Annotated in this window: 10 protein-coding genes; 5 read left to right on the forward strand and 5 right to left on the reverse strand. The window is 63.9% G+C overall.

The features are described 5' to 3' along the window. Positions 1-164 precede the first annotated feature (164 nt). From GTP27_RS00860 to GTP27_RS00880, 5 genes are all read left to right on the forward strand, one after another. Positions 165-782 (forward strand): chalcone isomerase family protein, encoded by a 618-nt coding sequence (locus GTP27_RS00860; RefSeq protein ID WP_229633270.1) that lies wholly within the window; start codon positions 165-167, stop codon positions 780-782. Then, complete coding sequence (locus GTP27_RS00865; RefSeq protein WP_161037304.1) at positions 779-2065, forward strand: MFS transporter; 1287 nt, start codon at positions 779-781, stop codon at positions 2063-2065. The genes GTP27_RS00860 and GTP27_RS00865 overlap by 4 nt, the downstream gene beginning before the upstream one ends. Then, positions 2062-2598 carry a DUF3833 domain-containing protein gene (locus tag GTP27_RS00870; RefSeq protein ID WP_161037305.1) on the forward strand — a complete coding sequence of 179 codons (537 nt, stop codon included), beginning with the start codon at positions 2062-2064 and terminating at the stop codon, positions 2596-2598. The genes GTP27_RS00865 and GTP27_RS00870 overlap by 4 nt, the downstream gene beginning before the upstream one ends. A 181-nt stretch (positions 2599-2779) precedes the next feature. After that, on the forward strand, positions 2780-4051 hold the full coding sequence (locus GTP27_RS00875; protein ID WP_161037306.1) for a DUF2264 domain-containing protein: 1272 nt from the start codon (positions 2780-2782) through the stop codon (positions 4049-4051). Between the two features lie 89 nt (positions 4052-4140). Next, a complete protein-coding gene (locus GTP27_RS00880) occupies positions 4141-4821 on the forward strand; it encodes a DUF2459 domain-containing protein (protein WP_161037307.1) in 681 nt (226 codons plus the stop codon). A 43-nt stretch (positions 4822-4864) separates the two neighbouring features. Here GTP27_RS00880 and GTP27_RS00885 read toward each other — a convergent pair whose 3' ends face one another. From GTP27_RS00885 to GTP27_RS00905, 5 genes are all read right to left on the reverse strand, one after another. Next, positions 4865-5143, reverse strand: a complete 279-nt coding sequence (locus GTP27_RS00885) for a DUF6447 family protein (RefSeq protein WP_202416465.1) — start codon at positions 5141-5143, stop codon at positions 4865-4867. 102 nt (positions 5144-5245) lie between these two features. Then, positions 5246-7078, reverse strand: a complete 1833-nt coding sequence (locus tag GTP27_RS00890) for an MFS transporter (RefSeq protein WP_229633272.1) — start codon at positions 7076-7078, stop codon at positions 5246-5248. A gap of 7 nt (positions 7079-7085) precedes the next feature. Then, positions 7086-8735: a right-handed parallel beta-helix repeat-containing protein gene (locus GTP27_RS00895; RefSeq protein WP_161037308.1), complete on the reverse strand. Its 1650-nt coding sequence runs from the start codon at positions 8733-8735 to the stop codon at positions 7086-7088. Positions 8736-8844: 109 nt separating this feature from the next. Beyond that, entirely contained in the window at positions 8845-11271 is a 2427-nt protein-coding gene (locus tag GTP27_RS00900) for a TonB-dependent receptor (protein WP_161037309.1), read from the reverse strand. Positions 11272-11505: 234 nt separating this feature from the next. Further along, positions 11506-13692, reverse strand: coding sequence for a glycoside hydrolase family 88 protein (locus GTP27_RS00905; RefSeq protein WP_161037310.1), 2187 nt, complete (start codon positions 13690-13692; stop codon positions 11506-11508). Between the last annotated feature and the right edge of the window lie 49 nt (positions 13693-13741).

Genomic DNA, 13741 nt, shown 5'->3' on the forward strand with positions numbered 1-13741 from the left:
CGTATGGGTCGGGCCGGCACGGCGATTCCTTACAGCGGCTTTTTGAATATTCTGTCCTAACAGCAAAGTTACTGATTAGTAGATTTTTTAATCAATCGGTATTAATATTATCAATCAAGTAGTTGCGCCTTCCGCCGCAACACCACCCACCTGACGATACCGCTATGCCTCACTGCCGCCCGTTCGCCTCGATCTGCCAGCCCGCTATCGGGCCTGCGCTGCGTAGCTGGCTGCATGGTCTGCTGCTTGGTCTGCTGACCCTATACGGCATGGGCGCAAACCAGCAAGCCTGCGCTGTAACGGCGCCGGCCGCGATAGCGGCGAGCTGGCGCGCAGAACTGCCAGCCGCCATCCGCCTCGGCGGCGGCGAACTGCGCTGGTTCGGCTTGCGTATCTACCATGCCACACTGTGGGCAGAACAGCAGCCGTTTCAGCCACAGCGGGCATTTGCGCTGCAATTGCAATACCACCGCAGCATCAGCCGCGAACGGCTAGCGGATACCAGCCTCGATGAAATCCGCCGCTTGAGCCGCAAGCTGCCCGACAGCGCCACCCTATCCCGCTGGCGCAGCACTCTGCTCAATGCGTTCACCGATGTCAGCGCCGGCGACGAACTGATAGGCGTGTACCGCCCCGGCCTCGGCATGCGTCTCTACAATCAGCACCAGCTACTGGCCGAGATCGACGATCCTGCACTGGCGCAGGCCTTTTTCGGTATCTGGCTCGATGAACGCAGCCACGATCAGGCCCTGCGCCAGCAACTAATGGGCGCCACGCCATGAATCTGGCCGCACCGCGCTGGTGGCAGCTGGCGGCATATGGCCTGCCCGGCCTGCCGCTTGCCATGGCCGCCCTGCCCGTGTATGTGCAGGTGGCAGCGTATTACCACCAGCTGCATGGTACGGAACTGGCACTACTGGGCTGGGTGATGTTCGCTGCGCGCCTGCTCGATACACTGCAGGACCCGTGCATAGGCTACCTGATCGACCGACTGCGCCACGTGAAGCGCTGGCTACTGGCAGGGGCGCTGCTGCTGGGTGCCGCCTTTGCGGCATTGTGGCAGGCGCCCACCGCGCTGCTGGCGCCCGCACTCTGGCTGGCCATCATGCTATGCCTTGCCTACAGCGCCCACAGTCTGCTCAATATCACTTATCTGGCCTGGGGTTCGCGCCTGCCCGCGCAGGCTGGCCACGGTACTGCGCCGCTGCTGTCGGCTACTGCGTGGCGCGAAGGCTGGGGACTGCTAGGGCTGATCATCGGCAGCACCGTACCGGCTACCATACTGAGCCAGTCACCCGCACAGGTGGCCTACCGGATGGGCTGGTACAGTCTGGCGTTTGCCGTGCTGCTGGGCCTTGCCGTGCTCGCCCTGCTCACGCTGGCGCCGCCATGGCCCGCCACCGCGCAGGCCACCCCGCACTGGCGCGGCGTAGCACGGCAGATATGGGCCAACCAGAACTTCCGCCGCCTGCTGCTGCCCTATCTGCTCAACTCCTGTGCGGTAGCCCTGCCTGCCACGCTGGCCCTGTTCTTTATCAGCGACCAGCTGCAAGCAGCAGGGCTGGCCGGTCTCTTCCTCGGCAGCTATTTCGTCGCCGCGGCGGCAGGCCTGCCGCTCTGGACCCGGCTGGCCCGACGCTACGGCGCGCTGGCCTGCTGGCGCGGCGGCATGCTGCTCGCCATAGCCAGCTTTGCCGGCACCGCTCTGCTGGGGCCGGGCGACGTCTGGCAATATGAACTGATCTGCATCGCCGCCGGCACCGCGCTGGGGGCCGATCTGGCCATGCCTAGCGTACTGGCGGCGCGCGCCATTCCTGCCGAGCAGGCAGCAGCGGCCTACTTTGGCGTGCTCACCCTGCTGGGCAAACTGGCACTAGCGCTTTCCGGTCTGTCCCTGCCCTTGCTGGCAATGCTGGGCTACCAGCCGGGGCAGTCCAGCCCTGCCGGCCAGCTTGCCCTGCCGCTGGTATATGCCGTGCTGCCCTGCGCACTCAAACTGCTGGCGCTATTGACCCTGCACCGCGCCGATTCCGAACCCGTCCCTCAACTCCGGAGTACTGCATGAAAACCCAAACCCTGCTAGTGGCAGCAACGGCCCTGCTCACTGCCTGCAGCAGCCCTAACGTCCAGCAATATCAGGCGCAGCAACCCAGGCTGGACCTGCCCGGCTACTTCATCGGCACTACCCACGCCTGGGGCATGTTCCAGCGCCGCGGCGGAGCAGTGGTCAAGCGCTTCCATGTCGAGATTACCGGCAGTGGCGACGCCAGCCAGCTGACCCTCGACGAACGCTTCCGCTACGACGATGGCAGCACGCAGCGCCGCGTCTGGCGGCTGTCGCGTGCCGCCGATGGCCGCTGGCTGGGCCGCGCCGACGATGTCGACGGCGTAGCAGAGGGGGAAGTAGCCGGTAACGCCCTGCACTGGCAATACACGCTGATGCTGCCGGTCGATGGCAGCACCTATGCGATGCGCTTTGACGACTGGATGTTCCTGATCGATCAGTGCACCATGATTAACCGCGCCAGCATGGGCAAATTCGGCCTCGAACTGGGGCAGGTAACGCTGATGTTCCGCAAACAGGGCTGTATTGCCTGAACCTGCTCGCCTCCTGCCTGGGCGCCGCACCGTCTGCCTCGGCAGTGTCCGGCGCTCTTTTTTGAAACAGATGTGGTAACGTTCACTTTTCCTGATTACAATCGTCCTGATCGATGAATTTGCACTGCATGAATAAACCAGCGGAACCACATCCGTAAAAAGATCAGCATAGGGAGACAGCATGAAACGACGTAGTTTTTTCGCCAATCTGATGGCCGGCATGGGCGCCAGCATGGGTCTGGCACCAGCGCAGGGCGCCACAGCCGGCAGCACCAGCAGCACCGACAACCAGGGAGGCGAACGCGCATACCTGCTGGCGCTGCTGCATAAAATGGCCCTGCCCATACTGGAAAATCTGGCGGCCGGCACGCTCAAAAAGAACTTCCCCATCGAATACAGCCCGACCTGGCGCGATCGTCCGGCCGATGTCTGCTATCTGGAAGCGTTCGGCCGTCTGCTGGCCGGCATCGCGCCGTGGCTGGCTCTGCCCGATGACGGCAGCAGCGAAGGCCAGTTGCGCCAGCAAGTGCGCGCGCTGGCCCAGCGTTGCCTCGCCAACGCCGTCAACCCGCAGCATGCCGACTATCTGGGCTGGGCCTCGGGGCCGCAGGTGCTGGTCGATTCTGCCTATCTGTGCAATGCCCTGCTGCGCGCGCCGCAAGCGCTGTGGCAGCCGCTCGATGCCACCACCAAGTCGCGCCTGATCGCCGAGATCAAGGCCGCCCGCCGCTACGAACTACCGTATAACAACTGGGTGCTGTTCGCCTCCATGAACGAAGCATGGCTGCTCTCCGTCGGTCAGCAGGCCGATATCCTGCGCCTCAATACGGGGCTGCGCAAGGCGCAGGAATGGTACGCGGGCGACGGCTGGCTCAAGGATGGCGACAGCTTCCACTTCGACTATTACAACTCCTACGTGATGTGGCCCATGCTGCTGGAAATCCTGCAGCAGCTCGACGCTGCCGGCCAGCGCATCTTCCACCAGCCAGCCGGCGCCATGCTGGCCCAGACCCTGCAGCGCACCCAGCGCTATTGCGAGCATCTGGAACGGCTGGTGTCACCCGAGGGCACCTACCCCACCATAGGCCGCTCGCTGACCTATCGCACGGCGGCCTTCCAGCCGCTGGCCCTGCTGGCTTGGCAGAAGCGTCTGCCTGCCTCGCTGCCGGAAGGTCAGGTGCGCGCTGTACTGCATGCCGTCCATCAGGCGGTGTGGCGCCATCCCAGCAATTTCACTGCCGACGGTTTTCTCACGCTGGGCTTTGCCGGCCACAACCCGCAACTGGCCGACTGGTATTCGAATAACGGCAGCATGTACATTGCCGCCACCAGCCTACTGGCACTGGGCCTGCCTGCCGACGATAGCTACTGGCGCGCAGCGGCGCAGGAATGGACCCAGCAGCGCGCATGGTCGGGCCAACCGTTTGCCAAAGACTATGCAGTCGACTACTAGCAGCGGCGCCCATTAATTGCCGTGAGAGAACTCTAATGTTGTAGAATGGTCATCCCCCATGCCCTTCCCCGACTATGAGATTGCCTGCATTGATCAGGCAGCTGCTGTTACTGAGCTGCCTGTTGATCCTCACCGGCTGCGCGCTCGCGCCTAGCCGTTCCAGCGTTCCCGCTGCCGACGCCGGCCACACCATCCACCTGATGCGCTACGGCTGGCACACCGCCCTGCTATTCGATGGCAATGACATCCGGAGCCGCAGCCCGCGCCTGCAAGCGGACCTGCGTCCGGCCCGCTACATCCTGATAGGCTGGGGCGATGGCGAGTATTTTGTACGCGACGATGCGCCATGGTCGAAGGCCGTCAAGGCGCTGGTCAACTCGGACTACCCTGCCTTGCAGGCAGGCCGGCGCGACAGCAATCCGCCGCTCGGTGTGGCACCACAGGACAGTCTGGCACTGGCCATCACCAGCCATGGCATGGACCAGCTGGTGGCATACATCGAGCGCAGCATCGCGCTCGATGCAGCGGGACAGCCCATCTATCTGGGCCAGCAAGCCGACCACCCCGACCGCTTCTACCGCGGCAATGGTCATTACAGCCTGTTCAGCAACTGCAATTCCTGGATAGTGGGCGCCTTGCGCGCGGCCGACCTGCCGGTCAGCGGCATCAATCTGACGGCCGGCAGCGTGTTCGAACAGGCGCAGCAGATCGCGGCGCTACAGCAGCAGATGCACGCCGAACGTCAGCCTGCATTGCACGCAGCCCAATAAAAAAGGCAGGGCGTACCCTGCCTTCCGTGCCCGCGGCCTAGCTTCAGGCGGCGGCTTCGGCCTTAGCCTTGGTTTTGCGCGGTGCGCGTGGCTTCTTCGGTTTTTCAGCAACTGCGGCTTCGTCCTTGCCTTTAACCGCTTCGATCAGTGCAGCAACATAGGCATTACGTGCCGTCTGGGCAATTGCGATCTGCTGTTGCAGACGGGCCAGCTCTGCTTCGACAACCTGAACGTTCAGTGCTTGCATTTTTGCTACGTCGTTCAGTTTTTCGGAAGCATACGACGTTCCGTTGATCGTAATGTATTGCGGCAGACTCATCATTTTCCTTATCTCAGACGGTTATAAAATCCCAACGGGCGCAATTGTATGCGCTCACCGGCCGCGCTGCAACGTTGTAAACATGCCGCCTGCCGCCCGGTTCACCTACTCCGGCACTCCCCCGGGCTGAGCCGCCTCGGCCGGCTTATCCCGTGCCAGCCGGAAATGCAGGCTGATTTCCTCCAGCGTCTTGCCGCGCGTTTCGGGCAGCAGCAAGGCAGCCACCAGAAAATACAGCAGCGCACAAGCAGCCCAGCTGTAGAACATCGGCGCATAGCCGAACTGCACCACCGTGGGCAGGAACACGGCAGCAATCGCGGTGGAGACAAACTGGTTGATCAGCAGCGCCACGCTCATGCCGTTCGAACGTATGCGGGTGGGCATCAGCTCCGACAGCGCCAGCCACACGCACACGCCGGGACCCACGGCAAAACTGGCGATAAACAGCAGCAGACAGCCCAGCATCAGCCAGCCGTGGCGCTGCGCCGGCAAGCTGCCCAGCGTGGCCCGCTCCAGCAGCAGCGGGGCCTGCTGCGCCAGCGCCAGATCAGGGAAGGGATTCAGGTGCAGCCGGCGGAACGCTGCGCCGATCACGCTATCGCCTTCCAGTTGTACGGGCGGCGCCAGCGCCAGCCCTACGCCAGCGATGTTACCGCCCGCGCCGCGTAACTGGCGCGTGGCCTTGTAAGGACCGTAGGAATAGGCCAGCGTCAGCTGCCAGTCGCCCGCCGGAACCAGCGCGGCCAGCTGGGCGCTGCCAAGTTGCAGGCTGCGCCCCTGCACGGCTTGCGCCAGCGCGGGCCGTACATCCTGTTGACCACTTTCCTGAGCGGCAAACAGCAGGCCCGCCGCCAGCAATGCCAGCGCCATGCCGGCACTGCCTAGCGTGAGCAGAAACTTGCGTCCCTTGCGATCAACCAGCAGCACGGCCAGCACCGTCATCAGCGCATTCACCAGCTTGAGCAGTACGTCGCCCGAATTAGCCAGCGCACCGGGCAGGCCGGCCTGATCGAGGATGGTGACGGAATACGCCAGTATGGAATTGATGCCGCTGGCCTGATTCAGCGCCAGTATGCTACAGGCCAGCAGGAACGGCGCGGCATACTGCCACTGCAGCAGGCTGCCTCGCCCCTGCTGCGCCTGCGCAGGGGTCTGCTGCAACATGGCCGCCAGCTGGACCTGTGCCTGCGCGGGCGCAGCGCTGCGGCACAGCGCCGCCAGCGCTGCTGCCTGCGCGCGCTGGTGGGTCTGCTCTGCGGGCCCGCCAGCGCGTTGCAGCAGCCAGCGCGGCGATTCCGCCAGCAGGCAGGCGCCGCCCGTAAACAGCAGGCCCGGCGGCAGACTGAGCCAGAAGATCTGGCGCCACGCCCTGTCCTTGGCGGCAATGACCAGCGCGGAGGCCTGCCCTGCCAGCTGGTCGATCTGCTGGGCCACCAGCAGGCCCAGCAGCGCCGCCAGCACCAGCCCCAGCGTCAGCAGCAGCTGGAACAGGCCGGTGCCGCGGCCGCGCTGGTCGGCCGGCAGGCATTCGGCCAGATACAGCGGCACCACCACGCCGATCAGACCACCGCTGATGCCCTGCAGCAGCCGGCCCAGCAACAGCGGCAGATAGGCATCGGCCAGTGCGATGACGGGTATGCTGAGCGAGAACAGCGCGCCCGCCAGCACCATGACGGGCAGACGGCCAAAGCGGTCGGCCAGCGCGCCCGCAGCGAGCGAGGACAGTACGCTACCGAGCAGCACGGCCGCCACCACCAGCCCCAGTTGCTGGGCCGTGAGGCCCCAGCGGGCCGCCGCCGAGGCTTCCAGATACGGCAAGGCACCGGCTATGATGCCCACGTCGATACCATACAGCAGGCCGCCCAGACCTGCGATACACAGCACAAAACGCTGGTAGTGGCGCGGCTGCGCCAGCCATTGCGGGACTATCGCCATCATCCCCTCCCTAGCGCGCCAGCGCACGGTAGGCGTGCTGGCGGAAACCGCTGGTCTGCATCCAGCGCTGCACCAGCCGGTCCACCTCCGCCTGTGCCAGCGACTCGCGCTGGCCCTGCACATCGGTGCCATAGCCGCTGTAGCGGTTATCCTGCCAGATAAATGCACTACCGGCACCGGCGACGCTGACAGTGTGATACAGGGCGGCAGGTGCCGTGCCGCGCGTGATGAAGCGGTTGCTGCGCAGGGTCAGGCGGTCGGGCGTGGGATAGTCATGCACTTCCAGCAGCGCGGCCTCCGGCGCGGCAACCACCAGATTGTGACTGACCAGCGCATCATCGAGCCCCGCTACCATGATGGCGCGGCGGCGGTCGTTCAGGCTCAGATTATTCACCACCACGGCGCCGCTGACCATGGCCTGCCGTCCCAGTCCATCCTGTCCGCAGGCGCAGAACAGCACCAGACCGCCGCCGTTATCATGGCTGAAATTGGCCTCGATGCGGGTATTGCGCGTGCCCATATCGGCATCAAAGGCCATACCGTCAAACAGCTTGTCGCCTTGCGGCAGGCGTACGTCATGCACTTCGTTGTAGCGGAACAGCGCATCGTCCGTGTTAATCGCCCACACACCGGCACTATTGCCCGGTGCGCGCAGCCAGATGTCATACACCAGATTCGACTCCACCAGCGGCGCACTGGCGGTACGCACGATGATGCCGTCGCCGCCGATGTTATGCACCCGGTTATTGCGGATCACCAGACCGGTGGACGGCGTGTATTCCTGCTGCACCTGCGGCGCGCGCGCCTCGAGCAGCTCGGGCCGGCCCTTGTAGGGGGCGTAGTCGCCGCAAGGCGCGCCGCCGCTGCGGCACATCCATGCCGAGCGGTTGGAAATGCCGATGCCATCGACCTGATACACTTCGCTGTTTTCGATACGCACGTCGGCAAAACGGGTCGGCTGGCCCGTCTGCTCCGGCGTCTCGGCATCGCGCGTGACTTCGAACAGGATGCCGCCAGTCGCCTTGTAGGCCAGTGCGCGTCCCGCTTCGTCCTTCAGATAGCCGCGCACATGGTGCACCAACAGCTTATCGAGCCGGTAATGTACGCCCGTGCCGTAGTTTTCCAGCTGGACCAGCAAGCCCACCCGTCCCGCTTCGCTCAGGCCATCGTTGCTCAGTTCCAAATCACGGATTTCCCAGTACTGGGTGTTATACAGGTGCAGCGCCGCGCGCCGTACCGGTCCATCGTCACGCTGGCACAGTGGCGCATACCGCATGGCAGCACCCTGCTGCGACGGGTGCACTACTGGCACAGTCGGCAAGCAGCCGGCCGCAATATGCGGGCGCGGCAGCGCTGGCGGCCCGTAGCTATCGACCACGATAGGCGCTGCCGCCGTACCGCTGCTGCCTGGCGCAGGGCTGAACGTGCCACGGCACACGCTGCCGCGCCTGAAGCGCACATGGCTGCCCGCCTGCAGCACCAGCGCATTGAGCGCGTCCAGTCTACGCAGCGGCGCCTTCAGGCTGCCATCGCCAGCGACATCACCAGCAACGCTGCAATCGACATGGATGAGCGCCGCCTTGCTGCCCGTCCCGTTCGCGGCCCATGCCGGACTTGCCAGCAATGCCAGCCAGCCCAGCGCTATGCGCAGTGTCTTCATCAACTCATCCTTCCCGTTACAAGCAAAAAAAGCGTTCAGAGCGTGGCCCTGAACGCAAGCCGAGGGGGAGCCTCGGCACTGGAACTTCAGATCAACGCAGTCCTTGCGCTCAGAACGCCATATCGGCACGCACGGCGAAGTAACGCTGGTAGTCGCGGGCAGGCGTCCAGCTGGTGGTGTTCACCGCCAGCACCGGATTGGGTGCGCGGCTGCTCCACGTGCCGTTCGCCCAGTTGTTGCCCAGACCGACCGCATACGATTTGTTGAACACATTGTTCACCATGAAGGACAGCTTGAAACCATCGCCACGGTCCTTGATGCCTGCGCCCAGATTGAGAATGCCGAAAGCACCCTGCTCCGTCATCGGATCCTGATTCAGGTTGAACTGGGTGGCGCTCTGCCAGCGATAGGCCGCCGTGACGAAAGCGTCGTAGCTACGGCCGGTGACGATGTCATACTGGCCACCGAGGTTGAGCTTGAACTTGGGTGCATTCGGCATGGTCTTGCCCGACATATTCTGCACCGCCGTGTTGTTGAACTTCGGATTGACCGCGCAGTTCCCGCCCGGCACGGCAGCGGTACCGGCAGCATTGAGCACGCTGTAGCAAGGGCCGTTTTCGAAATCTGTGATCACGGCCTTGGTGTAGGCAAACGCGCCATTCACGCTCAGTGGACGCGATACGCGCCAGTTCAGATCCGCCTCGATGCCGCTGGTGCGCAGCGCGCCGATGCTGTGCAGCGTGGTGCGGAAAGTACCGTCCGGATCATAGAAACCGGCCGATTGCTGGAAACCGGTAAAGGTGGTGCGGAAGGCTGCCAGATCAAGCGCCATGCGGTTGTCGAGCAGACTCAGTTTCAGGCCCGCTTCGATATTGCGCGCATCCTCGCCCGGTACCGGCTGGCTCTTGGCCACCGCGCCCGTGAAGGAACTGGTCAGGTCGTAAGCCAGACCCTTATGGCCGGTCGAATAGCTCACATAGCCCATGGTGGCCGCATCGAGGCGGTGTTCCAGCCCGACTTTGCCGGTCGCCTTGGTTTCGCTGTTATCGCCCTGCAGATATTCGGTCAGTACACGGCTGGTGGCAGGTGGCGGGTTGTAGCGGCTGAAGGTATAGCCGATGTCTTCCTTGTTGTAGCGCAGCCCCAGCAGCACGCTGGTCTGTGCAGTCAGATCGTAGTTGGCCTGACCGAACACGGCGTAGTTGGTGTTGTAGGCGGTCGAGGCCCAGTCGGTGACGTAGGTGGTGATCGGCGCGCGGGTCAGTTCGCGGCCCAGACGGTTATCGGCATAGAACAGGCCAGCCACGTAGCGCAGGCTGGTTTTTTCCGGCGAAGTCAGGCGGAATTCCTGGGTCTTGGAGCGCACATCGAATTTACCGTACTGATACAGGCCGCCGCTAAAGCCGCTAGGTTTGCCATTGACCAGCGTAGCGCTCAGCACATCGCTGTCGGTAGCGTCGCCATCCTGGAAGTCGCTCATCTTGTAGTGCGACCACGAGCTGACGGAGGTGAAAGTGTGTTTGGCCAGTAGGCTGTCGTCGTCGAAGTTGTACACCAGTTTCAGGCCGGTGCCGCGGTCTTCCGCCTTGCCGCCGGCCGGATAGTCGTTGCGCACGCTGACATTGCCGGGGCCGGGGTTAATCCCCTTCAGCAGCTGCGAGGCCGGCAGGCTGGCGATGTTCTGATACAGGCCACCCGACGTCATCGAGTTGAATGGCGAAACGCAGCAGTTGTTGACGAAGTTGGCCGCACGCGGGGTCAGCACCAGCTGCAGATTGTCGCTGGGGCTCCATTCGATCTTGGCGTTCACGCTGCTGTTGCGCTGGCCGTTGAGGTGGCCGCCGTCCGCCAGATTCTTGACCACGCCGTCGAAATCGGATTTGCTGGCCGACAGGCGCATGCGCACGGTATCGCTCAGCGCGCCGGACATGGCGGCGCTGGCACGCCATTCGCCATCGTTACTCAGATAGGTGGACGCACGGCCTTTCCAGCCTGCTTCGATCGGCTTGGTGCTAATATTCACCGCACCGGCGATCGAGCTCTTGCCCAGCATGGTGCTCTGCGGGCCTTTCAGCACTTCGATCCGGGCCACGTCGGCCAGATCCTTGAAGGCATTGGCCTGCATGGCGTAGGGCACATCGTCCACCACCACGGCCACATCGGCCTCGACGCCGATACCGAGCGAGAAGGTGCCGATGCCGCGCATATTGATGCTGAAGTTGGCCGGCTGGGTGCCGTAGCTCAGCGTCAGCGCCGGCGACAGCGAAGGCAGATCATCCATGCCGCGCACATTGTTACGCTGCAGGGTGGCGTCGTTGAGTACCGTAATCGCCATCGGCACATCCTGCAGATTCTGGGCGCGCTTGTTGGCGGTCACCACAACCTTCTCGACCTGCAGCGGAGCGTTATCCGTGCTGGCGGCGCTCTGGGCCGCATCGTCGGCGTGGGCCAGACTGGCCATGGCCAGCGCTACGGCCAGTGTCAGCGGACGCACCGCCAGCATCATATTTTTGCTTTCGTTGTTATGACTGCTCATTACTACCTCTCCTCGTAGAATTTAGATTCGACTAAATGATAACGTTATCTCACAACCCTTAAAAAAAACCGCCCTGCTTGGCGACTATCAATGTGGTAAGGATAACACCCACATTTCAAGACTGTCACGCCCTTTTCACCTCTACCGCCAAAAAACCACATCGCTTGCTGCCACAGGCACTAAGCGGAACACGGCCAGCCGCCCGCCTCGATTCCCCAGCCGCGCAGCGGGCCGCTAGCGCAGCTGCTGCACACTCACCGGCTGCGCATAGCGCCGCGCTGCGGCGGCCACCATTGCCTGCCACGCGGCAGCATCGGCCACATCTCCGCCCTTGCTCCAGGCCGAGCCAAGGTAATACACAAACGGCGCCTGCGGCGGTGTGCTGGCCAGCGCCAGATAATGGCCCTGCTGGCTGACAAAACCGCTGGCCTGCGGCAGGATCACCGCGCAGGCATTGCTGCCATTGGCTCCCAGCGCCGGCTCCCAGTAACTCATGCTGCTGGCGCTCTGCTGATACTGGCCCTGCCCTTCGCGCTGGGCGATGCCCACGCCCACCTCTAGCGGCTCCGGTTGCGGACTACTGAAGCGGCTCTCCACCCGGCTGAAGTGGCTGCCCGCATCAAGCTGCACGCGGCGCACCTCCGCCACCGGCCGGCCTGCCACATCCCAGCGTTCGAAACGCAATTCGAACTCGGCGCGCAGCGGCCCATCGGCCAGCACTTTCCACTGGCTGAAGTTCTGCGAGGTGTAGAGCTGCTTGCCCGCATAGATGCCCAGCCCGCCGCAGCCACGGCTAGTCCCTACATGGTAGAAGTCCAGCCCCTCGCCCTGATCCATATGGTAGTTGCCCCGGCGGTACCAGTCATCGAGCACCAGCTTGCGCACCGATTTGGACCACACATCGATGCCGCTGGAAACCAGCAATTCCTTGGGGTCGCGCATCACGGCGGGGCCATAGGTACGGTGCGCTACAAGGTCATTCTCCCAGGCGAAATCGTCGAGCCGTTCGGGCACGAAGCGGGCATGGGCGCGCGCCCGCACTGGCGGCGCGGCCGGCACGCGCTGGCGCGGCAGCAGCAGGAAGCGGCGCGTATCGCCGCCAGCCAGATCGGTCTGGAACAGCACACGCTGCGCCAGCCGCTGGCTAGGCAGGATGCGCGAGGTCAGCGCATCCATCACCAGCACGTCCTGCGTCTGCGGCCACTCCACCGACTGTTCCAGCCGCGCTTCGGCGGACGGGTTGGTCACGCTGATTTCGTGCACGCCGCTATCGGCCAGCCCCAGGCGATACAGCTCGCTACCGGCCAGCAGGAAAGCGCCTACCGCAAATACGTCGGTCGACTGCGGATCGAATTTGCGCGGGTCTTCGCCTATCGGCTGCACGTGTACCAGCTTGCCTTCCGCCGTTACATGGCTATTCAGCGCCTGCCAGGCCTTGCGCACGGCGGGCTCGAATTCGCCCCGCGGCAGCAGACCCTGATTCAGCCCCCACGCCAGCGCGTAGGTGTACAACGCGGTGCCGCTGCTCTCGCGGCTAGGGTAGCTGGCCGGATCGAGCAGACTGGAACGCCACAGGCCATCGGCCTGCTGCAAGCCCAGCAAACGCTGCGCCATTGCGCGGTATTGCGCCACAAAGCGCACACGCTCGGGGTGCTGCTGCGGGATGTACTGCAGCATGCGTACCAGCCCGCCCATCACCCAGCCATTGCCACGGCCCCAGAACACCTTGGCGCCATTGGCTTCGCGCTGACCGAAGTAGCGGCTGTCGCGGAAGTACAGATGTTCATCGCGGTCATACAGATAGTCGGAAGTGAGCCACCAGTTACGGATAGCGAAGTCCAGATAGCGGGCATCACCCGTCACGGCGCTCAGGCGCGCCCATGCCGGCGGGCCCATGAACAGCGCATCGCACCACGACCAGCGGTGCTGCACCCCCGGGGTTTTCCAGTTAAGCGAACCGGCACGGGGATGCTCGAGCATGAAGTCGAACTGGGCGCGCATGGGCGCCAGCATGTGCGGTTCGCGGAAGTGCTGATACAGCTCGGCGTAAGTCTGGCCCACCGCATAATCATCAGCGTGGTACATGCTGGGGCCCAGCCGCCACGCGTTTTTCTCGGCAGCGCTGCGCATGGCCAGCAGATATCTGTCACTGCCGGAGATACCGGCCAGCGCCATCATGCCGGCATCGCCAACGGCTTCGGTCCAGTCCTCCAGCGGATAGCCGGTGGGGTGCGCCAGCTGCCAGTCCGCCACGCGCTCCATGGTGCGCAACACCACGGCAGGCTGCTGCGCCGCTACCGCCAATTGCGCCGCAGGTTCGCCGGCAAGCGCCAGCGTAGCCAGCCACGGGCTGGCCGAAGTGAGATAGGCAGCGGCACACAGTGCGGCCAGCGTAGCGTAAGTCCGACGGGTAGTGGGCATCAAAGATCCTGACAGGTGATGGAACAGTAAGTACGGCGATCAAGTGAGT

Origin of the sequence: Duganella qianjiadongensis, from assembly GCF_009857915.1 — a bacterium.
GTDB classification, from domain to species: domain Bacteria; phylum Pseudomonadota; class Gammaproteobacteria; order Burkholderiales; family Burkholderiaceae_D; genus Rugamonas; species Rugamonas qianjiadongensis.